Annotated in this window: 21 protein-coding genes and 1 pseudogene; 14 read left to right on the top strand and 8 right to left on the bottom strand. The window is 58.2% G+C overall.

Annotated features, from left to right (window positions below; all coding sequences use genetic code 11):
* Positions 1-38 precede the first annotated feature (38 nt).
* From VCA57_RS11145 to VCA57_RS11135, 3 genes are read right to left on the bottom strand one after another with little or no spacing between them, the layout of a single operon-like run.
* The gene (locus VCA57_RS11145; RefSeq protein WP_411185094.1) at positions 39-911 is read right to left on the bottom strand and encodes a metal ABC transporter substrate-binding protein; all 873 of its coding nucleotides are present in this window, start codon (positions 909-911) and stop codon (positions 39-41) included.
* Between the two features lie 11 nt (positions 912-922).
* Entirely contained in the window at positions 923-1,741 is an 819-nt protein-coding gene (locus VCA57_RS11140; RefSeq protein WP_411185513.1) for a metal ABC transporter permease, read from the bottom strand.
* 42 nt (positions 1,742-1,783) lie between these two features.
* On the bottom strand, positions 1,784-2,461 hold the full coding sequence (locus VCA57_RS11135; protein WP_411185093.1) for a metal ABC transporter ATP-binding protein: 678 nt from the start codon (positions 2,459-2,461) through the stop codon (positions 1,784-1,786).
* 113 nt (positions 2,462-2,574) lie between these two features.
* Between VCA57_RS11135 and VCA57_RS11130 the strand changes: the two genes are divergently transcribed.
* The 3 genes from VCA57_RS11130 to VCA57_RS11120 all read left to right on the top strand — a co-directional run bounded on the left by VCA57_RS11130 (position 2,575) and on the right by VCA57_RS11120 (position 5,042).
* Complete coding sequence (locus VCA57_RS11130) at positions 2,575-3,774, top strand: N-acetylmuramoyl-L-alanine amidase (protein WP_411185092.1); 1,200 nt, start codon at positions 2,575-2,577, stop codon at positions 3,772-3,774.
* A gap of 140 nt (positions 3,775-3,914) precedes the next feature.
* Positions 3,915-4,610, top strand: a complete 696-nt coding sequence (locus tag VCA57_RS11125; protein ID WP_411185091.1) for a GNAT family N-acetyltransferase — start codon at positions 3,915-3,917, stop codon at positions 4,608-4,610.
* A gap of 30 nt (positions 4,611-4,640) precedes the next feature.
* Positions 4,641-5,042, top strand: a complete 402-nt coding sequence (locus VCA57_RS11120) for an NUDIX hydrolase (protein WP_411185090.1) — start codon at positions 4,641-4,643, stop codon at positions 5,040-5,042.
* Between the two features lie 33 nt (positions 5,043-5,075).
* Here VCA57_RS11120 and VCA57_RS11115 read toward each other — a convergent pair whose 3' ends face one another.
* Together VCA57_RS11115 and VCA57_RS11110 are read right to left on the bottom strand one after the other, a co-directional pair.
* Complete coding sequence (locus VCA57_RS11115; RefSeq protein WP_411185088.1) at positions 5,076-5,684, bottom strand: DJ-1/PfpI family protein; 609 nt, start codon at positions 5,682-5,684, stop codon at positions 5,076-5,078.
* A 115-nt stretch (positions 5,685-5,799) separates the two neighbouring features.
* Entirely contained in the window at positions 5,800-6,057 is a 258-nt protein-coding gene (locus VCA57_RS11110) for a DUF2798 domain-containing protein (protein WP_411185512.1), read from the bottom strand.
* Between the two features lie 293 nt (positions 6,058-6,350).
* On the opposite strand from VCA57_RS11110, the pseudogene VCA57_RS11105 reads away from it, so the two are divergent.
* The 6 genes and pseudogenes from VCA57_RS11105 to VCA57_RS11080 all read left to right on the top strand — a co-directional run.
* Positions 6,351-6,911, top strand: a pseudogene (locus VCA57_RS11105) (MCP four helix bundle domain-containing protein); the annotation flags it as partial.
* 246 nt (positions 6,912-7,157) lie between these two features.
* Positions 7,158-7,997, top strand: a complete 840-nt coding sequence (locus VCA57_RS11100) for a methyl-accepting chemotaxis protein (RefSeq protein WP_411185511.1) — start codon at positions 7,158-7,160, stop codon at positions 7,995-7,997.
* A gap of 278 nt (positions 7,998-8,275) precedes the next feature.
* On the top strand, positions 8,276-8,623 hold the full coding sequence (locus VCA57_RS11095; protein ID WP_411185087.1) for an ArsC family reductase: 348 nt from the start codon (positions 8,276-8,278) through the stop codon (positions 8,621-8,623).
* A 39-nt stretch (positions 8,624-8,662) separates the two neighbouring features.
* The gene (gene dapD / locus VCA57_RS11090; protein WP_411185086.1) at positions 8,663-9,697 is read left to right on the top strand and encodes a 2,3,4,5-tetrahydropyridine-2,6-dicarboxylate N-succinyltransferase; all 1,035 of its coding nucleotides are present in this window, start codon (positions 8,663-8,665) and stop codon (positions 9,695-9,697) included.
* A 126-nt stretch (positions 9,698-9,823) separates the two neighbouring features.
* Positions 9,824-11,029, top strand: a complete 1,206-nt coding sequence (locus tag VCA57_RS11085) for an aminotransferase class V-fold PLP-dependent enzyme (RefSeq protein ID WP_411185085.1) — start codon at positions 9,824-9,826, stop codon at positions 11,027-11,029.
* Positions 11,026-11,457: a SufE family protein gene (locus tag VCA57_RS11080; RefSeq protein WP_411185084.1), complete on the top strand. Its 432-nt coding sequence runs from the start codon at positions 11,026-11,028 to the stop codon at positions 11,455-11,457. The genes VCA57_RS11085 and VCA57_RS11080 overlap by 4 nt, the downstream gene beginning before the upstream one ends.
* Here the strand turns inward: VCA57_RS11080 and VCA57_RS11075 are convergent.
* The gene (locus tag VCA57_RS11075; protein WP_411185083.1) at positions 11,436-12,167 is read right to left on the bottom strand and encodes a substrate-binding periplasmic protein; all 732 of its coding nucleotides are present in this window, start codon (positions 12,165-12,167) and stop codon (positions 11,436-11,438) included. The two genes, VCA57_RS11080 and VCA57_RS11075, sit on opposite strands and share 22 nt — an antisense overlap.
* Before the next feature lie 139 nt (positions 12,168-12,306).
* Entirely contained in the window at positions 12,307-13,116 is an 810-nt protein-coding gene (tcdA, locus tag VCA57_RS11070) for a tRNA cyclic N6-threonylcarbamoyladenosine(37) synthase TcdA (RefSeq protein ID WP_411185082.1), read from the bottom strand.
* 251 nt (positions 13,117-13,367) lie between these two features.
* On the opposite strand from tcdA, the gene VCA57_RS11065 reads away from it, so the two are divergent.
* The 5 genes from VCA57_RS11065 (at position 13,368) to VCA57_RS11045 (ending at position 19,940) form a co-directional block, all read left to right on the top strand.
* Positions 13,368-15,962, top strand: a complete 2,595-nt coding sequence (locus VCA57_RS11065) for a glycosyltransferase (protein ID WP_411185081.1) — start codon at positions 13,368-13,370, stop codon at positions 15,960-15,962.
* A gap of 93 nt (positions 15,963-16,055) precedes the next feature.
* Positions 16,056-17,210 (top strand): succinyl-diaminopimelate desuccinylase, encoded by a 1,155-nt coding sequence (gene dapE, locus VCA57_RS11060; protein WP_411185080.1) that lies wholly within the window; start codon positions 16,056-16,058, stop codon positions 17,208-17,210.
* On the top strand, positions 17,207-18,013 hold the full coding sequence (locus VCA57_RS11055; RefSeq protein WP_411185079.1) for a putative RNA methyltransferase: 807 nt from the start codon (positions 17,207-17,209) through the stop codon (positions 18,011-18,013). The genes dapE and VCA57_RS11055 overlap by 4 nt, the downstream gene beginning before the upstream one ends.
* Positions 18,014-18,015: 2 nt before the next feature.
* Positions 18,016-18,387: a hypothetical protein gene (locus tag VCA57_RS11050; protein WP_411185510.1), complete on the top strand. Its 372-nt coding sequence runs from the start codon at positions 18,016-18,018 to the stop codon at positions 18,385-18,387.
* A 200-nt stretch (positions 18,388-18,587) separates the two neighbouring features.
* Positions 18,588-19,940: a GGDEF domain-containing protein gene (locus VCA57_RS11045; RefSeq protein ID WP_411185078.1), complete on the top strand. Its 1,353-nt coding sequence runs from the start codon at positions 18,588-18,590 to the stop codon at positions 19,938-19,940.
* Between the two features lie 69 nt (positions 19,941-20,009).
* Here the strand turns inward: VCA57_RS11045 and fadD1 are convergent, their stop codons facing one another.
* Positions 20,010-21,698: a long-chain-fatty-acid--CoA ligase FadD1 gene (gene fadD1, locus VCA57_RS11040; RefSeq protein ID WP_411185077.1), complete on the bottom strand. Its 1,689-nt coding sequence runs from the start codon at positions 21,696-21,698 to the stop codon at positions 20,010-20,012.
* Between the last annotated feature and the right edge of the window lie 31 nt (positions 21,699-21,729).

The following is a 21,729-nucleotide window of genomic DNA, read 5'->3' as shown; positions in this document are numbered from 1 at the left end:
GATCAGAGCGCCGCGCACGCAATTGGTTCAGCAGGCAATCAACGACGCAGGGCTTTATCCAGGGTGTCTACGTTGGATTTGTAGAGCCCCAAATAGGTACTGGCCGGGCCTTCGGCGGCCAGTGCATCCGAGTACAGCGTGCCGCCAATATGGGCACCGCTCTCCTCGGCAATCTGCTTGAGCAGCCGGGCATCCTTGATGTTCTCGACAAACACGGCCTTGATTTTATCCTGGCGGATTTGCCGAATCAGCGCAGCCACTTCAGCTGCCGAGGGTTCGCGCTCGGTCGACAGGCCTTGCGGGGCAATAAACTGAATGCCGTAGGCTTGGCCCATATAGCCGAATGCATCGTGAGAAGTAACGATGCGCCGGTTACCCGCTGGCAGGTTGTGGAAGGTTTTATCCACGTGCACCAGCAGGGCCTTGATCTTCTTCAGGTAGACATCGTGGTTATGTTGGTATTGAGCCGCATGAGCACGGTCGGCTTCCATCAGTGCTTTGGTGATGTTCGCTGCATAAATAGTGGCGTTGGCCAAGTTGTTCCAGGCGTGCGGATCAGGGATCGTTTCGCCGTCTTCCTCAAGGCTGCGCGGGATCACCCCGTTGCTTGCCTTAATCACTGTAGCTGCGGTCTCAGTGCTCGCCACCAAGCGATCCAGCCAGGGCTCAAAATGCAGGCCGTTCTCGATAATCAGGTTGGCGTCCTGCACTTTTCGCGCATCTTTTGGCGTTACCTCATAAACGTGGGCGTCACCATCGGGGCCGACAATGTTGCTCAGTTCAATGTAGTCGCCACCTATATTGCGCGTGATATCAGCCAGGATGCTGAAGCTGGTCACCACTTTTATGCGCTCAGCAGCAGATACCGAGAACGACAGCAACAGCGTGCAAAAAACCAATAGCTTACGCATAACGGAACACCTCAAATGGGGATGGGAGAAAAGTTGCGCCGCAGCAGCCCACGCACAGGGCCGAACACCACGGAGAAGAAATAGAAAGCGCCAGCCGTGGCGACAATCGCCGGGCCGCTGGGCAGCGCGACATAGTAGGAAAGCAACAACCCCAACCAGACGGACAGCATGCCCAACAGCGCCGCGATGGCGATGTGCATGGGCAGGCGCTGGCTCCAGAAGCGCGCCGCTACGGCGGGAAGAATCATCAGGCCGACCATCATCAAGGCACCAATGGCCTGAAAGCCGACAACCAGATTGAGCACCACCAAACCAAGAAAAAGCGCATAGGCCGCTGGCCCAAGACGGCTGACGGTGCGCAGAAAAATAGGGTCCAGGCTGTCCAACAACAGCGTTTGGTAGATCAGCACAAAGGTGCTCAGGCTAACGACAGAGACGCCAATCATGGCCTCCAGCGTGTCACGGTCAACCGCCAATGCTGAGCCAAACAGCAGGCCGAGCAGATCCAAGCGCCGCCCAGCCAAACCCAGCAGCAAGATCCCTGAGGCCAGTGAAATAGGATAGAGCGCGGCCAGGCTGGCATCCTCGCGCAAGCCGGTATGCCGGCTGACCAGCGCGCCGATTCCGGCCATCACCAAACCTGCGGTTAATCCGCCAAGGGTCATGGCCGGCAGTGACAGACCCGCGATCCAGAAGCCAATGGCAGCCCCCGGCAGAATACCGTGCGCCATTGCGTCGCCCATCAGGCTCATCCGCCGCAGCATAAGAAAGACGCCCAACGGTGCCGCACTCACGGCCAGCAGCAAACCACCCAACAAGGCGCGGCGCATAAAAGCGAATTCAACAAAGGGTTGCCACAGTACGGCGATCACTCAAGCCACCTCAGCTGACGCCAGCGGTGCCAGCCAGTCGCCTGGCGTATAACGGCAACCCTGTGGGTCGATGTGCAGACATGTCTGTGCCTGCTGGCGGATTGTTGGCAGGTCGTGACTGACGATCAGCACGCTCCTGCCCTCCTCACGCCAATCGTTGACGCGTTGCCAGAGCAATTGCTGCCCGGTTTCGTCCAAGGAGGCTTCCGGCTCGTCGAGCAGCAGCAGTTTTGCCGAGGTCAGGCCCATGCGGGCCAGCAGCGCGCGTTGCAACTCACCGCCAGACAGCGCCAGTAGCGAACGCTCAGCCAACGCGTCGAGCTGCCAGTCACTAAGCGCACGTTGCAGGCGCATGTCTCGCTCGCGTGCAGACAACTTCATGCCCCAAAAACCGGCACTGACCAGCGCCCGCACATCAATCGGAAACTGCCGATCCAATTGCGGCTGTTGCACCAGGTAGCCCAGCCCACCCACACGCCCGCCACTCAACTGCACGCGGCCAGCCAGTGGTTTTTGCAGGCCGGCAATGACTTTCAGCAGGCTACTTTTCCCGCAGCCATTGGTACCTACGATGGCCATAACGCCAGGCTCGCTGAGTTGCAGATCAAGGGGTGGAGTCAGGGCGCGTCCGGCAACGCCCCATTGCAAACCATGGCATTGCAGAATCATCGGGGGCATTGAGCGGTCCAGGGGAAGTGAATACAACAAAGCGAAGACATCGAAGGCAATACGCCAGAAATGATATGTTGTAACATTACTTTTATTCGCCACCACCCTGCAATAGAGAAGCGATGAAGAGACGTCATTTGCTCAATTTCCTCCTCGCCGGAATGGTCATGCCAACCGCCGGCCCTATTTATGCTGCTGAGCGCGTTATTGCCTCACGAAGCTGGAATGACAACGGCAACATCCGCATCGTCTTTGACCTGAGCGGGCCAGTGCACTTTCAAACCTTCCAGCTCGATGCCCCGCCACGCTTGATCATTGATCTCAGTGACGCCGAACTAGCCCAATCACTGAGTGGCTTAATCACCGCGAATGACCTGATAACAGGCGCGCGCAGCGGGCGTAGCGGTCATGGCACACGCGTGGTCCTCGAACTCACGCATCCAGTGAACGCACATGCATTTGCGCTAACGCCCAGTGGCAACAAAGGCCATCGGCTGGTGATTGATCTAACCCATGCGCCAAGCGTTACTGCGGCATTAGCCGCCACCACGGCAACGCCAGCGCAAAGGCCAACCGGCGCGGCGCGCGACCTGATAGTGGTGATCGACGCCGGGCATGGCGGCAAGGACCCGGGAGCCTTAGGTGCCGCCGGCGAACAGGAAAAGCTCGTGGCACTGTCGATTGCGCAACTGCTGGCCAAACGCGTCAATGCGCAAAAGGGTTACACCGCCAAACTGGTGCGCAATGAGGATGTGTTCATCCCTCTGCGCAAACGCGTGGAGATCGCCCGTGCACGCAACGCCGACATGTTTATCTCGGTACACGCCGATGCCGCGCCGCGCCGTAGCGCATCCGGTGCCTCAGTTTTTGCGCTGTCAGAAGGCGGCGCAACATCAACCATGGCACGCTGGATGGCCCGCCAAGAGAACAAGGCCGACCTGATGGGCGCGGCGGACCTGCTGCCTCTTAAAGATAAAGATCCCGTGCTTGCTGGGGTGATTCTCGACATGTCGATGACCTCGACCGTCAGCACCAGCCTCGACCTTGGCCACAGCGTTTTGCAGAGCATCGGCAAAGTGGCCGGTACGCACCAAAAACGCGTCGAACAAGCCGGTTTTGCGGTGCTTAAATCACCGGACATTCCGTCAATCTTGGTTGAAACAGGCTTTATGTCCAACCTCCGGGACTGTCGGCGGTTGGTTGAACCGCGCCATCAGCAGAAAGTCGCCGCGGCCATTTTTGCCGGCGTGCAAAGCTACTTCGCCAACAAACCGCCAGAAGGGACTTATCTTGCCCACCTGAAAGCCCAGCAACTGGGCTAAGCACACAACGGATGCCCGGCGGCAGTGCAGCACCGCCAGCATTCCACTCGACTCCACGCATGAACCGCGTCAAGCACATGGGCGTTACAATGCCGCCCACGCTAACGCCACAACCGTGCACGCCCGGAGCCAGACTGACGATGTTCACCCTTGCACACCTGGACACCCCGCCACCCGAGTCGCTGAAAAGCCAGGTTCTACAAATGGTGGTGGACTACCTCAGCGACATCAGCCCGATGTCGCTAACGCCGAGCAACCCGCTCTACCAGCTGTATCAATACGTCATCGGCTACGAGATGCACCTGTACCTGCAAGCCATGGACAGTGAACTGGAGAGCAGCGCGCGCTTGATCCTCGCGCTGGACGACCAAGACCCATCGCAAGTGCTGGGCTTTGCCCTGTATCTGCCGGCTAAAGATGACCCCGATGCCTGCACCCTGGCGTATATGGCCGTGCAGGCCAACCAGCGCCGGTGCGGTGTTGCCCGCGCCATGCTGCAGCAGATAATCAGCCGCCACCCGCATACCGAATTGGCCTGCGTGGCGAGCAAAGTGCCGACCTTCGAGGCCATGGGCTTTCAGCTGTTGGCAGCGCACGGCCCGCAAGTGCTGATGAGCACCCGCGCCTATCGCTCGGACGGCCTGGTGGCGGTGCAGGACTTGGCGCCCATCTTCGAATCCACGGAAGTGCGGCAAATCCACGCCTATTTGCTCAAGCAACATGGCAAGAAGGCCATGAGCGAGGCGGAGAAACAACGCGACCGCCAGCTCGACCAAATGACCCAGCGCGCATTGGCGCTGGTACACGAACGCCGCGCCTCAGGCTCTGTGCACTGAAGCGCCACACACATCGCAAAGCGAAAGCCCATGACTACCCTGACCATTTCCGCCGCCTGCCTGTTCGACGACGCCGGCCGCGTACTACTGGTACGCAAACGCAACACACTGGGCTTTATGCTGCCCGGCGGCAAAGCCGAGCCCGGCGAAGATGCCATCACCGCGCTAACCCGCGAACTAGAAGAAGAACTCAACCTCAGCCTGCCGGCCCACGCACTTCAGCCACTCGGCCAGTTCCACGCCGCAGCGGCCAATGAGCCCGATACCTGGATTGATGCCAGCGTCTTCCAGGCCCGCCTACACCATGACGTTAGCCCTGCCGCCGAACTGGAAGAGTTGCGTTGGCTCGCACCCGATGACGTACCGCCAGCAAGTCTAGCGCCGCTGCTGCGCGAGCATGTGCTGCCGCTGCTCTGGCCGGCCGCTTACTAACCTCAAGCAGGGTTAAACGGCGCAAGCGTTAGATCAGTCGCAATCCAGATAGGGTTCAATATTGCCGAGCGCACGCGCAACGTACTCCGCCTTCTCACCTACCGGTGCAACGTAGTGCAGTGCCTCGGCAGCCGCATCACGGCCAACCAAGCGCACCAACGTCCAAGCAGCAAGATAAATGGAGGCCAGGCAACCGCCGGCAGTGGCCAGGTTGCCACGGGCGAAGAACGGTTGTTCCAGCACGTCGATACCCGCCTCTTGCACCCAGGGTTTAGTGGTGAGGTCAGTGCAACCGGGAATGCCATTGAGCAATCCTGCCTTCGCCAACAGCAAGGTGCCGGAACATTGCGCGCCGATCAGCTGACGCGCAGGATCAAGCCGCGCTAGCACCTGCATGATGGCGGCATCCTGAGCGATTTCACGAGTTTTGATGCCGCTACCGACGAGTACCGCATCACATGATTCGATCTCATCCAAACGGGCCTGACGATGCAGCGTTACGCCGTTCATCGAGGTAACCGTTTCACTCGGCGACGCCAGCGACACGCGCCAGCCCGGTTGCTTGATGCGATTAAGGATGCCCAAAGCAATCAGCGAATCCAGTTCGTTGAAGCCGTCAAAGGTGAGGATGGCGATATGCATGGCGAGCCCTGCGCAATGGAGTCCTGGCATTCTCAAGACAGCGGGACTCAACGAATAGACACAGTCGTGCACCATGATGACCATACAGCCATCGAAGGGTGAAAAGCCGCAGCCGTTACGGCCCTGAGCGCACCGTCATACGCACCAGCAGCATGACCAGCGGCCTAACGAAGAGCACACAACAGAACGCCACCGGCATCGCCAGTTGGTAAGCCGTGAGCACGCGCACGAGGTAGCCTTCGGTAAACCCGGTGTTGGCTGCGGTGATTACCAGGCACATGAGAAACGCCATGATGCTTGACATAAAAAACGCAAAGGCCAACGGGGTAAAACGTACAGGCAGCTTCCAGCTACCCGGGTTAGGTGGGGATATGTCAGACACAAAAACTCCAGTAGGACGATAAGCGGAACGCCACTGTAGAGACCTGACAAGCCTAACGGTAGCCACTGACGAGATTATTGAACGTTCATTTGCCCGAACGCTTCATGGCAAAACGCCGCTTAACCCACAGTTCAAGGACACACTCATGATCTGCCACAACTTGCCGATAGCCTGATCAGCCATAAATCCCACAGCAACCAGGCCGGCACGAACAGATCACAACACCTACTCTGTAGTTTGTGCCCCACCACTCTGTTTTCTCCTGACTTTAAGGACTGGCCGCAATGCGCCTCGATTCCCTGACCCTGAAAACCCGCCTGATCGTCGCCGTCGCCATCCCCTGTATTGCCCTGATTCTGGTGGCGGTGACCAGCCTGAACAGCATGTCCACCATGCAGCAGCAGGCCAGTGCGCTGTACCTGAATACCTCCGCCCCGATGCGCGCGATGGCCGAGGCCGCCTCACGCATCCCACGCATGCGCGTGGGTATCGACATGATGCTGCTGCAAGACACCGCTCTGCGCGACGAGCGCGGCGTCAAAACCCGTGTTCAGGAAGCGCTCAACGAAGACATTCCCGGCATGCGCGAGGCCATGCGCAACGCGGTCGACGCACAGGTCAACCCAGAGCGCAAAGTACAGGCACAGCGCTTGCTGGAGCAGTTTGAAAACATGGTGAGCAATGAGCTAACACCACTGCTTCAAGCTCTCGACGCCGGCAATATGGCCAGCGCCCAGCAGCTCTACCGTGATCGCTACGCCAAGAGCTATGGGGTTATGCGCCAAGGCGCCAACGACCTGCTAGACGGCCTGCTGCAACAGGCGGAACAGCAGAACCAACTCAGCAATGAGAGCTATGCCAGTGGTCGCAACCGTCAATTGCTGATTATTGCCCTTGGCTTGCTGGTGTCCTTTATCGCCGCCTGGCTGATCGTCACCAACCTGCGCCGCCGTGTATCCATCCTGCAAGAGAAGCTGGGTAACGCGGCAGAAAACCTGGCACTGAACACCCGCATCGAACTGCCCGGCCAAGACGAACTGAGCGACATCGCCAACAGTTTCGACAGCTTTATTGCCAAGGTTCACGCCTCCATGCAGCAGTTGGCAGGTAACTCACGCCAACTGTCTGCGATGGCCCGCGAGGTGGCTGAGCGAGCCCGCCTGACCCAGAGCAACTGTGCTTCGCAGAGCGATCGCACCGTCCAGGTCGCCACGGCAATCCATGAGCTAGGCTCAACCGTTAATGAGATTGCCGGCAATGCCGAAAATGCCGCCACCTTGGCCAGTGAAGCCAGCCAATATGCGAGCGAAGGCCGCGATGTAGTGGCCCAGGCACATCAGCAGATCGATACCCTCAGTGGTGAACTGGTAAAAGCCACCCACGTGGTCGAGAAATTGGCCGAACAGATCAACGCGATCAGTTCAACGCTCAACACCATCCGCAGTATTTCCGAACAGACCAATCTACTGGCACTCAACGCCGCGATTGAAGCGGCTCGCGCTGGCGAGCAGGGTCGTGGGTTTGCCGTGGTGGCCGACGAGGTGCGTACCTTGGCCAGCCGTTCGGGCGCTTCGACCGAAGAAATCCAGCAGGTGATCGACCGCCTGCAAACCGAATCGCGCGCAGCAGTTGAGGTCATGTCCCGAGGCCGTCAGCAGAGCGAACGCGTGGTGGAGTACGCCGGCAAGGCCTCCGCCTCACTTGAGCAAATCAACACCCATATTGGTCAGATCAGCGACCAAAACATTCAAGTTGCCACCGCCACTGAGGAGCAATCCAGCGTGGTCGAAGAGATCAACCGCAACGTCGAAGAGATCAACAACCTCACCCAGGAAACCACAGGCATCGCTGACCAACTCAACCAGTCCAGCACCAGCCTGCAAAGCCTGTCGACACAACTGGATGAGCTGGTTGGCAACTTCAAGCTGTAAGCCGCTAACGTGGTAGATGCATCGGCTGCGCAGCCTGAGCTGCAGCCGATGCTGGCCCGCCCGCAAAATCAGAGCAACCCCGCCTTAAAACATCGCAGTGCAGCCAAGCGGCCATAAGCCTCTACAGCAGAGAGCAGCCGCGTGATCGCGACGCCCGCCAGCAACACGTTGTTCCGTAACATCGGCGGCGTAGAGTTGATCGACGTGGCATAATCCGCCCCTTCGGCTGTCACGAAACAGTAGGGATTCGGCCTACTGGGTCCTTCAGAGGTAAATCAATGAGTTACGTGCTGTATGGCATCAAAGCCTGCGACACCATGAAAAAAGCACGCACGTGGCTCGATGAGCACGGCGTTGACTACAGCTTCCATGACTATAAGAGCGCCGGTATTGATCGCGTCAATCTGGACAAGTGGTGCAACGAGCATGGCTGGGAAACCATCCTGAACCGTGCAGGCACCACCTTCCGTAAGCTGGACGAAGCGCAGAAAAGCGACCTCGACCAGCACAAGGCGATCGAACTGATGCTCGCCCAACCGTCGATGATCAAACGCCCAGTGCTGGATCTCGGCAACAAAACCCTGGTTGGCTTCAAGGCCGACCGTTATGCCACCGACGTGGCGTGAACCACTCGGCCCACACGAATTTGCGGTAAGGAAAACAATATGAGCGCTACCCTCTTCAGCCTAGCCTTTGGCGTTGGCACCCAGAATCGCCAGAATACTTGGCTGGAAGTCTTTTATGCCCAGCCTCTACTCAACCCGGCCAGCGACCTGGTCGCTAAAGTCGTGGAAAAAATTGGCTATGAGGGCGGTAACCAAGCCATCGCCATCAGCAACAACCAAGCGGCTGATCTGGCCGAAGCCTTGAAGAATGTAGATACTGCACAAGCCGCACTGCTGACCCGCCTAGCCGAAAGCCAAAAGCCGCTGGTAGTCACACTGCTCGCTGAAGACGCCGCACTGACCAGCACCCCTGAGGCTTACCTCAAGCTGCACCTGTTGTCGCACCGTTTGATTAAGCCGCACGGCCTGAACCTGACCGGGATCTTCCCGCTGCTGCCAAACGTGGCCTGGACCAGCCAGGGCGCGATTGACCTCGCCGAGCTGGCCGAGCGCCAACTGGAAGCACGCCTGAAAGGCGAACTGCTGGAAGTGTTCTCGGTAGACAAGTTCCCGAAAATGACCGACTACGTCGTACCCGCCGGCGTGCGTATCGCTGACAGCGCGCGTATTCGTCTGGGTGCTTATGTCGGTGAAGGCACCACCGTAATGCACGAAGGCTTCGTCAACTTCAATGCTGGCACCGCAGGCCCTGGCATGATCGAAGGCCGCGTTTCTGCTGGCGTATTCGTCGGCAAGGGTTCCGACCTGGGCGGCGGCTGCTCGACCATGGGCACCTTGTCCGGTGGCGGTAATATCGTCATTTCCGTGGGTGAAGGCTGCCTGATCGGCGCTAACGCCGGTATCGGCATTCCGTTGGGCGACCGCAATACCGTGGAGTCAGGCCTGTACATCACCGCCGGCACCAAAGTGAACCTGCTGGATGCCGACAACAACCTGGTCAAAGTGCTCAAAGCGCGCGACCTGGCCAGCCAGCCAGACCTGCTGTTCCGCCGCAATTCGCAAAGTGGTGCCGTGGAGTGCAAAACCCACAAGTCGGCGATTGAGCTGAATGAGGCTCTGCACGCCCACAATTGATCATGGCGACAAACTGCAAGCCGAACGCTTGCAGTTTTGTAGGATGGGTTGAGCATCGCGATACCCATCACGCTCATTATGGGTATCGCGATGCTCAACCCATCCTACGGTCTCGATTGCCTGCTCATGCCTATCCATTCCCCCTGGCGCGCCGATTTTCCCGGCATTTTGGCACTTGCAGCCGAAGGTCAGACCTATCTCGATAGCGCCGCTACCGCGCAAAAACCGCAGGCCATGCTTGACGCCCTGCTCAGTTACTACGCTGGCGGCGCTGCCAATGTGCACCGTGCCCAACACCTACCCGGCGAGCGCGCCACCCGCGCCTTCGAGGCGACACGGGAGAAAGCCGCACGCTGGCTGAATGCGCCCGACGCGCAACAGATCATCTTCACCCGCAGCGCCACCGAGGCCTTCAATCTGCTGGCCTATGGCCTGGAGCAGCGCTTGCAGCCCGGTGACGAGATCGTTATCAGCACTCTGGAACACCACGCCAACCTGCTGCCCTGGCAACAGCTGGCACTGCGCCGCCAACTCAAGCTGGTGGTATTGCCGCTAGAGGCAAGCGGCCAGATTGATCTAGACCAAGCCGCCCAATTGATCGGCCCGCGCACTCGCCTGCTGGCGGTCAGCCAGCTCTCTAACGTGCTGGGTTGCTGGCAGCCGCTGCAGCCATTGCTCGCTCTGGCACAAGCTCAAGGCGCACTAACGGTGGTAGATGGTAGCCAAGGCGTCGTGCACGGTCGCCATGATGTGCAGGCCATGGGCTGCGACTTCTATGTCTGCTCCAGCCATAAACTCTATGGCCCGGATGGCGTTGGCCTGCTTTACGGCCGCCCGCACGCCTTGCAGCAGTTGGCGCATTGGCAGTTCGGCGGCGAGATGTTGCTACAGACTGACTATGCCAACGCCAGCTTTCGCCCGGCCCCCTTGGGTTTTGAAGCAGGCACACCGCCGATTGCCTCCGTGATCGCCCTCGGCGCCAGCCTGGATTACTTGGCCAGCCTTGATAGCAGTGCTATCAGCGTCCATGAAGTCGCGCTGCACAGCGAGCTGTGCCAAGGCCTGCAACAGCGTCAGGGCGTGCGCCTGCTTGGCACACCGAACGTCGCCCTGGCCAGCTTTGTCGTCGATGGTGTGCACCATGCCGATCTTGCCCACCTGCTCACCGAGCAAGGCATTGCCGTGCGCGCCGGCCACCACTGCGCCATGCCCTTGCTACACAGCCTCAATCTGAGCGGGGCAATTCGCGTATCCCTGGGTTTATACAACGATGCCGGCGATCTGCAGCGCTTCTTCAGCGCCCTGGATCAAGCCCTGGAATTGTTGCAATGAACTTGCCGGCCAACGCCCAAGCCGCCCTACAAGCCTTTAGTGCCTGCGCTGGCTGGGAACAACGCGCGCGCCTGCTGATGCAGTGGGGTGACCAGCTGGCCCCGCTCAACGATGACGAACGTTGTGAAGCCAACCGGGTTGAGGGGTGTGAGAGTCAGGTGTGGCTGCTGGCCGAAGCAACCGCGGCGCACTGGCAGTTCCGTGCCAGCAGCGATGCGCGCCTGCTGCGCGGTTTGTTGGCGCTACTGCTGGTAAGGGTCAACGGTCTGACACAGGCCGAATTGACGCAGCTGGATCTACCGGGCTGGTTTACTCAGCTAGGCCTCGCACGCCATCTGTCGCCGTCACGCAGTAATGGCCTGCTGGCCGTGCTTGCGCGTATGCAACAACTGCTGGCGACGGCCAATCAGGGCCGCACCAGCCACTGATCAGCAGTGCCGGAATTTAACGCCTGCTGCAAACGCTTCAACTCGCCGCGACCCGCAAGGCGCTGCAAACCAGCGTTAAACACCTCACGCAAGCGATCCGCCTGAGCGTCGTTCTTACGGAACAACAGGTGCAGTTCTGCCCGATCCAATACACGCGGGTTATGGGTAATCGCTGCACGCTCTTGCGCGGAGAACAGCCGATACAGCATGGCATAACCAACCGCCCGATCCTGCGGATAAAAGTCCGCACGCCCCAGGCTCAGCAACCGTAAGCCGGTTTCTTCCTTACCACTCTGCAGCACATTTAACTGGCCAGTCTGCAGCGCCGTATCGAACGCCTGACCATAGGAATAACCAAGCGTAGTGGCAATACGAAAATGCTTGAGGTCTTCAATACGCGACCAAGTCAATTGCTGGCCGACACGCTGAAATAGCACAATATCTCCAGTCGCCACCACATCACTACAAGTACTAATGCGCTGGCGCGCTGGCGTACAAACATAGGGCATCACCGCATCCAGATGACCCTGTTCGAGCATCAACAAGTTACGGTCCCAGGGATAGTAGACAAACTCGACCTGGTAACCCGCCGCGTGAAATATCTCGCGTGTCAACCGCGCCAGCGCGCCACCATCCACCCGTTGCTGGTCAACATAAGGCACCCAATTACCAGTACCAATACGCACAACAGGCTGCGCGTTGACACCCATGCAGGTAGCCAAGGCGACAAGCAGCGCGTAACAAGGTGAATGATTTAGCACGCGACGCAGCAGGGACAACACAACACACCTCAAGAAAAAACAGCACATCCCTGCTGAAAATCGAACCTTCTTTATATAGAAGCCAACATCACGCTCCGGCCTGACGATCCGCCGGCCGCCGTGTACCGGCGACCAACTTGTCGACAATTCGCGCAGCAGCCACCATGCCGAAAGTCGCGGTAACCATCATCACAGCACCAAAGCCACCGGCACAGTCGAGCTTGACCCCATCACCAACAAACGCCTTGTACTGGCAAACGCTGCCATCCGGCTTGGGATAGCGCAGCTGCTCGCTGGAGTACACGCACGGCACGCTGTAATTACGCCCTGGCGTGCGCGAAAAACCGTAATCACGCCGCAAGGTGGAACGCACCTTAGACGCTAGCGGATCATTCCAAGTCTTGTTCAAATCTCCGACCTGAATCTGCGTCGGGTCAATCTGCCCGCCTGCGCCGCCCGTAGTGATCACCTGAATCTTGCGCCGCTTGCACCAGGAGATTAGCGCGGCCTTGGCGTTAACACTGTCGATGCAGTCAATCACCGCATCCAGGTGTTCAGTAATGTGCTCAGCCATGGTCTCGCGGGTCACGAAATCCGCCACGGCATGCACCACGCAGGCCGGATTAATCGCCCGGATACGCGCCGCCATCACCTCAACCTTGGGTTGGCCGACTGTGCTATCCAGCGCATGGGCCTGACGATTGCTGTTACTGACGCAAACATCATCCAGATCAAATAGGGAAATCTCACCCACCCCGGAACGTGCCAGCGCCTCGGCTGCCCACGAGCCCACGCCGCCAATACCAACCACCGCCACATGCGCAGCCGCCAGCCGTTCGGCACCCAAGCGACCATAAAGACGGGCAATGCCGGCAAAGCGTTGTTCATCCACAGGCATTCTTTTCTCTCACAAGCCAGACGCGGCGCGCATTATAGGTAGCGTACAGCTAGCACCCAAGCACTCTATTGCGCATCCTGCGGCGAACCGATGAACAGCAGTAGCAAATAGCCATAAACTGAACCTTATGGGTGCTGCGGCGTCCCATCAAAATGCCCACAGGCCGGGCTATACAGCCCTGTAGCGGCGGCGTAGCATGCGCCACCCGACGCCCGTCGTTTTTCACTGCCCATTCGCTGGACCTGCTCACTATGCCTTCGCGTAAGTTTGGACTGAATCTCGTCGTATTCTTGGCGATTGCCGCCTTGTTCACCGGCTTCTGGGCGCTGTATAACCGCCCGGTAACAGCACCTGATTGGCCGGAACAAATCTCCGGTTTCTCTTTCTCGCCCTTCCGTACCGGGCAGAATCCACAGCAGAACACCTACCCCAGTGACGCCCAGATGCGTCAGGACCTGGAACTGCTGAGCCGGCAGACCGACAATATCCGCACCTACTCGGTTGACGGTGACCTCGGCAAAATTCCTTACCTGGCAGAAGAGTTCGGCCTGCGGGTAACCCTGGGTATTTGGATCAGTCCAGACCTGGAGCGCAACGAAAGGGAAATCGCCAAGGGCATAGAGATCGCTAATGATTCGCGCAGCGTCGTGCGCGTAGTAGTCGGTAACGAGGCCCTGTTCCGCGAGGAAGTAACGCCAGCAGAGTTGGCCGCCTACATCGACCGCGTGCGCGCAGCAGTCAAGGTGCCGGTAACCACTTCAGAACAGTGGCATATCTGGGAAAAATACCCTGAGCTGGCTGATCACACCGACCTGATCGCCGCCCACGTACTGCCCTACTGGGAGTTCATCCCAATGGAGGACGCCACTAAATTCGTCCTCGACCGCGCCAGGGACCTGAAAAAACTCTTCCCGAAAAAACCGCTGTTGCTTTCGGAAGTAGGCTGGCCGAGCAACGGTCGTATGCGCGGCGGTGCTGACGCCTCGCAAGCCGACCAGGCCATCTACCTGCGCACCCTGGTTAATGCGCTGAACGCTAAAGGCTACAACTACTTCGTTATCGAGGCATTCGACCAACCGTGGAAGGCCAGCGACGAAGGCTCGGTCGGCGCTTATTGGGGGGTCTACAACCTCGACCGGCAACCCAAGTTCGCCTTCACCGGGCCGGTGGTAGCCATTCCACAATGGCGCCTGCTGGCTATCGGTTCGGTCGTACTGGCGCTGCTCAGCCTGACGCTGCTGATGATCGACGGTAGCGCCCTGCGCCAGCGCGGCCGCACCTTCCTAACTTTTGTCGCCTTCGCTGGCGGCTCTGCCCTGGTGTGGATCGGCTACGACTACAGCCAGCAATACAGCACTTGGTTCAGCATGCTCGTCGGCCTGCTACTCGGCATCGGTGCTTTTGGCGTATTTATCGTGCTGCTCACCGAGGCTCATGAATTAGCCGAAACCGCCTGGACCCTGGCTCGCCGCCGGCCTTTCTGCCCAGTGGTTAGCGACAGCGCCTATCGGCCCAAGGTGTCAATCCACGTGCCCTGCTACAACGAGCCGCCGGAGATGGTCAAGCAGACCCTCGATGCCCTCGCTGCACTGGATTACCCGGACTACGAAGTCATCATCATCGATAACAACACCAAGGACCCCGCCGTATGGGAGCCTGTGCAGGCTTACTGCGAAGTGTTGGGCCCACGCTTCCGCTTCTTCCACGTGGCACCGATTGCCGGCTTCAAGGGCGGCGCGCTGAACTACATCCTGCCGCACACCGCGCCGGATGCCGAAGTCGTGGCCGTTATCGACGCCGACTACTGCGTGGACAAAAACTGGCTCAAGTACATGGTGCCGCACTTCAGTGACCCGAAAATCGCCGTGGTGCAGTCGCCGCAGGATTATCGTGACGGCAACGAAAACATCTTCAAAAAACTCTGCTACGCCGAATACAAAGGCTTCTTCCATATCGGCATGGTGACCCGCAACGACCGTGACGCGATCATCCAGCACGGCACCATGACGATGATCCGCCGCACGGTGATGGATGAGCTGAAATGGGCCGACTGGACCATCTGCGAAGACGCTGAGCTGGGCCTGCGCGTGTTCGAGAAGGGCTACTCCGCCGCTTACGCCCACGAAAGCTTCGGCCGCGGGCTGATGCCCGACACCTTTATCGACTACAAGAAGCAGCGTTTCCGCTGGGCCTATGGTGCCATTCAGATCATGAAGGGCCATGCCCGCAGCCTGTTCCTCGGTAAAGAATCCGAGCTCAAGACCGGCCAGCGCTACCACTTTATTGCCGGCTGGCTGCCTTGGGTGGCGGATGGTCTGAATATCTTCTTCACCGCTGGTGCCCTGCTCTGGTCGGCCGCGATGATCATCGTGCCGCAACGGGTTGACCCACCGCTGATGATTTTCGCCATACCGCCGCTGGCACTGTTCTTCTTCAAGCTGGGCAAGATCCTGTTCCTCTACCGCAAGGCTATGGGCGTTGACCTGGTGCGTTCGTTCCAGGCCGCAATCGCCGGCCTGGCGCTGTCGCATACGATTGCCAAAGCAGTGCTGTACGGGACATTCACCAAAACTATCCCATTCTTCCGCACACCAAAAATGGCCAGCAACCACGGCATCCTGGTAGCTCTGTCCGAAGCTCGCGAGGAAGTGTTCATCATGCTTCTGCTGTGGGGTTCGGCCATTGGTATCAGCGTTGTCCAGGGTCTGCCTAGCGCTGACGTGAAGTTCTGGGTCGCCATGCTGTTAGTGCAGTCACTGCCCTACCTGGCGGCACTGATCATGGCCCTGCTGTCGTCGCTGCCGGCAGCGCAGGCAAGCCCGCAGGAAACCGCCGCTGCCAGCTGATTAGAGGCGGGCTTGAATGCCAGACGGCGGCCAATGGCCGCCGTTTTGCTTTAAGATGGCGACCTTTCCGCTTGATGCCGCCCCGGAGCCGCAATGACCACCCACGCCACGCCCCTCTCCCCGACGCTGGAGCTTGCCTGCGAGCTGATTCGTCGCCCATCCGTCACCCCGCTCGATGAAGGCTGCCAGGAGCTGATGACGCGCCGCCTGGCCGCCTGCGGCTTCACCATCGAGTCGATGCGGATTGAGGACGTGGACAATTTCTGGGCCAGCCATGGCAGCCAAGACGGTCCAGTACTGTGCTTTGCCGGGCACACCGACGTAGTGCCAACTGGCCCAGTACAAAGCTGGCAGCACCAACCTTTCGATGCCCTGATTGATGAACACGGCATGCTCTGTGGTCGTGGCGCAGCGGACATGAAAGGCAGCCTGGCGTCGATGATCATCGCCGTTGAGCGCTTTGTCGCCGAATACCCAAATCACAAAGGCCGTATCGCCTTTCTGATCACCAGCGATGAAGAAGGCCCCGCGCACCACGGCACCAAAGCCGTAGTCGAGCGCCTGCGTGCACGTAACGAACGCCTGGACTGGTGCATCGTCGGTGAGCCGTCGAGCACCACCTTGATTGGTGATGTGGTGAAGAACGGTCGGCGCGGCTCGCTCGGCTGTACCCTCACCGTACGTGGCAAGCAGGGCCACGTAGCCTACCCGCACCTGGCCAAAAACCCGATTCACCTGGCCGCACCCGCGCTGGCCGAACTGGCCGCCGAACACTGGGACGAAGGCAATGCATTCTTTCCGCCGACCAGTTTCCAGGTCTCCAACCTGAATGCCGGCACGGGCGCGACCAACGTGATCCCTGGTGAACTGACGGCGATCTTCAACTTCCGCTTTTCCACCGAATCCACCGTAGACGGCTTACAGCAGCGGGTTGCGGCGATTCTCGACAAACACGGCCTGGACTATCACCTGAACTGGGCGCTATCGGGCATGCCATTTCTCACAGAACCCGGCGCACTACTCGACGGCGTGGCCGCCAGCATCAAAGCGGTAACCGGCCGTGACACTAAGCCCTCGACCAGCGGCGGCACCTCCGACGGGCGCTTTATTGCCACCCTCGGCACCCAAGTGGTCGAACTCGGTCCGGTCAACGCCACTATTCACCAAGTCGACGAGCGCGTATTGGCCAGTGATCTGGATGTGCTCAGCGAAATCTATTATCAAACCCTGGTGAACCTGCTCGCATGAGCCTGACCTGCCCCATCTGCCAAGGCGTACTGAGCCTCGTTGACAATGGCGTGGCCTGCCCGGCCAACCATCGCTTCGACCGTGCCCGCCAGGGCTACCTGAACCTGTTGCCCGTGCAGCATAAAAACAGCCGCGACCCTGGCGACAATGCCGCCATGGTCGAAGCACGCCGGCGCTTCCTCGACGGTGGCCATTACGCGCCGCTGGCCAAGCGCCTGGCCGAACTGGCTGCTAGCTATAACCCGAGCCGTTGGCTAGACATTGGCTGTGGCGAGGGTTACTACACCGCGCAAATCGCCGACGCCTTACCACAAGCCGATGGCTATGCCCTGGACATCTCCCGCGAGGCAATCAAGCGCGGCTGCAAGCGCGCCCCCCAGCTCAACTGGCTGGTGGCGAGCATGGCCCGCGCGCCGCTCAGCGATGCCAGCTGCCAGCTGCTCGCCAGTGTTTTCAGCCCGCTAGACTGGCAGGAAGCCAAACGCCTGCTCGCCCCCGGCGGTGGCCTGCTGCGCATGGGGCCAACACGTGAGCACCTGATGCAGCTGCGGCAAAAGCTTTATGACGAAGTGCGTGACTACGATGATCAGAAACACTTGGAGCTGATCCCCGCAGGCATGCGCCTGGCCCACAGCGAAACCCTGACGTTCAACCTGCAACTGGATAGCAGTGAAGCCCGCGCCGATCTGCTGGCCATGACCCCACACGGCTGGCGCGCCAGTGCTGAACGCCGTGCGGCAGTCGTTGCCGAACCCTGCGAAGTGACCGTTGCCATCCGCTACGACTGGATCGAGAAGCTATGACCATGCGCCAACCGGACATCGAGATTTACCTGAAAGACGCCGACCACAACGCTATTGGTGAGTGGCTGAGCAATGCACTGGGCAGCTGCACGCCCTGGCAGCAGAAAGGCCAAACCTACAAATGCACGGCCGGTGACGTACCGGTCACTTGGCTGCCTAAGGCTGTCGGTAAATGGCACAGCCTGTTCCTGGAAAGCGACGCCACGCCCTGGGCCGACGACCTCACCTGCGCCAAAGCGGCCTTCGCCGCACTAAATGTCGAAGTGCGCTGCGCACCGGGCGGCTGGCAGGAAGAAGAAAGCGACGAACAAGCCGACCGCTGGATGCGCATCAGCGCCGATGGCGTGGAAGAAATCACCTGGCGGACAGGTTAACGGCGCAACTCACAGCTGTTGCGGCTTAAGCAACCTAGGGCACTCGATTTTTAGCTTATGGCTATTGTCAGTCGACCAGCAGCTTGGTCCCAGCACCTGAGCAATGCCTGATAAAAAGTCAGTCGCAGCAGTAACTTGCCAGCCCGCAAAAAAAACACTACACATAAAGACAATTAAAACCCATCAAACTTGGCACCCTTATGCAGCTGTGGTTTAACACATCATTACAACGAAAAATAAACGGCTTACTAGCAGTGCTGCTGTCCTTTCTTTTTGTCGTTATTATTTATTCAATCTATAAACTAAAGCTGATAGATGCTGAAATGCATGAAGTGGCAGAACTCGACGTCCCGCTAACAGAAGTAATCAGCGAACTAGAGATGATGCAACTTAAACAGCACTTACTCATTGAGCAATTCCGCTTAAAAAACAATAAAATCAAAAAAAACCTGGAACCTGAAGAGGCCTTTGCCACACAGCGCGAAGCACTGAAATACTTACTAGATAGAGCCGTACGCGTCCTCAATAAAAGCCTACAACAGCATCAGGTACGTTTTGCGCCGACAGAACATCAACAGATATTAACCAGCATTGAACAGTTTCATCAGCAGAGTGATAGCTTCGAGAAAAGTCTACAACTTGCTTTAAAGGCAGGAAGCACCACAGAACAACGCTGGCGACAGCTTGAAGAGCAGACAGCCAGCTTAGACCAAAGAATTTCTGCCGTTTTACAGCACATGGATAAGCTAACGCTGAAAGCCAGCCGATATACCGACAAACACGAAAATGAATTTATGCTGGTGAATACCAGTCTTGGCTTCTGTGCTTTTGTCCTGGGACTATACCTGACCTTTTATATTATGCAGATTTTCCGCCTACGCATTGGCCGTATCCAGGCTGGAATTAAAAACGTGCACAACGCTATTGAGCAAGGCGCGCCGATTGAAAACCTGCACTTTAATCGCCCAAATCATCAGGACGAACTGAGCGAACTGGAAAATGATCTAAAAATGATGGTGCAGCGCCTCTCAGAAGAGATCACTAACCGTAAGGAAATAGAGGAGCAACTCCTAGTACTGGCTACCCGTGACAAGTTAACTGGCGCATTTAACCGACATAAATGGGACGAGCAGTTACGCATGGAGCTCAGTTTAGCGGAGCGTGGCGGTATCTTTAGCATTGCGCTATTGGATGTGGATTACTTCAAAAAAGTTAATGATCAATTTGGCCACCACATCGGCGATAAGGTACTGCAAGTCTTAACTGAGCGGATCAATCAGCGACTGCGTAAAACAGACCGCTTATTTCGCATGGGCGGTGAAGAGTTTGTAATTCTGCTGCCGCAGCAAACAGCAGATGCTGCCTGCCAGATGGCGGAACTACTCAGGGAATATATTGCAACCCTGAACGAGCCTGAACTACCCACATTCACCATAAGTTTTGGCGTTACTCAATACTGCGCCGGGGATGATGATGACTCGATATTACGCAGGGCTGACCAAGCCTTGTACAAAGCTAAGAACACAGGCCGTAACCAGGTACAAGTGAGCTAGTCACCGGCGTACTCACTTGCGTTAAGCAGAAAAAACCCCGCCGAGGCGGGGTTTTGTTTAACCGGGCGTTTACTTCTTGCCCAGTTTCTTCAGTTCTTCGTCACGCAGCTCGCGGCGCAAGATCTTGCCGACGTTGGTGGTTGGCAGAACATCGCGGAACTCTACGGACCTTGGCACCTTGTAACCGGTGACGTTAGCGCGCATGTGTTCCATGACCTGCTCTTTGGTCAGGGTTTCCCCCGGTTTGACCACTACGAAGATCTTGATCGCCTCGCCCGACTTCTCATCCGGCACACCAATCGCTGCGCACTGCAGCACGCCCGGCAGCGTAGCCAGCACGTCTTCCAGCTCGTTCGGGTATACGTTAAAACCGGACACCAGAATCATGTCCTTCTTGCGGTCGACGATGCGCATGTAACCGTCTTCCTGGATTACTGCGATATCGCCGGTTTTCAACCAGCCCTCGGCGTCGAGGATTTCGTCGGTGGCTTCCTGGCGCTGCCAGTAGCCCTTCATCACCTGCGGGCCTTTTACGCACAGCTCGCCAATAGAACCCAGCGGCTGCTCGACACCTTCGTCGTCAATCACCTTGCACAAGGTAGACGGCACCGGAATACCGATGGTGCCGATCTGGATATTGCTGAACGGGTTAACCGAGGCCACGGGGCTGGTTTCGGTCATACCAAAACCTTCGCAGATCGAACAACCCGTGACCTGCTTCCAGCGCTCGGCGGTCGCCAGCTGCAGAGCCATACCGCCGGAGAAGGTGGCCTTCAGGGTGGAGAAGTCCAGCTTGCGGAAGTCCTCGTTATTGCACAGGGCAACGAACAGGGTGTTAAGACCGACAAAACCAGTGAACTTGTACTTGGCCAAGTCCTTGGTCATCGCTGGCAGATCACGCGGGTTGGTGATCAGCACGTTGTGCCCACCAATCAGCATCATCGCCATGCAATGGAAGGTGAACGCGTAGATGTGATACAGGGGCAATGGGGCGATCAGCACTTCACTGCCTTCGCTCATTTCCGCGCCCATCAGCGCCTTGACCTGCAGCATGTTGGCGATCAGGTTACGGTGGGTCAGCATTGCACCCTTGGCCACACCGGTGGTGCCACCGGTGTATTGCAGCACGGCGATATCGCCATTGTTCGGCGCGGCGTCCTTGGACGCCTGACCGCGGCCCTTGGCCATGGCTGCAGTGAACTTGACGGCATTCGGCAGGCTGTAGGCCGGCACCATCTTCTTCACGTGCTTGACCACGCTGTTAACCAGCAGGCGCTTGAGCGGCGACAGCATGTCACCGACTTCAGTGATGATGACCGTTTTGATTGCGGTTTTCGGCAGTACTTGCTCAACCAAATGAGCCATGTTGGCCAGGCTGACCAGGGCCTTGGCACCGGAGTCATTAAATTGGTGTTCCAGCTCGCGTGCGGTGTACAGCGGGTTGGTGTTGACCACCACCAGGCCGGCGCGTAGCGCACCAAAAACCACCACCGGATACTGCAGCACGTTCGGCAGTTGTACGGCGATACGGTCGCCGGGCTGCAGGTTGGTGTTTTGCTGCAAGTACGCAGCAAAGTTGCCGGATAATTCGTACAACTCACCATAGGTAATGGTTTTACCCATGTTGCTAAAAGCTGGCTTGTCGGCGAAGCGTTGGCAGGACTCTTTCAGTACCGCCTGAATATTCGGGTACTGGTCAGGATTGATTTGCGCAGCAATCCCAACGGGATACTTATCCTTCCAAAAATTTTCGATCATGGAAGCCCACTCCTCGGCAACAGCTGGTCTT

The organism is Pseudomonas sp., assembly GCF_046581935.1.
Taxonomy (GTDB): domain Bacteria; phylum Pseudomonadota; class Gammaproteobacteria; order Pseudomonadales; family Pseudomonadaceae; genus Aquipseudomonas.
Note: the sequence above shows the minus strand (reverse complement) of the source record. Positions and strands in the feature narration are given on the sequence as shown.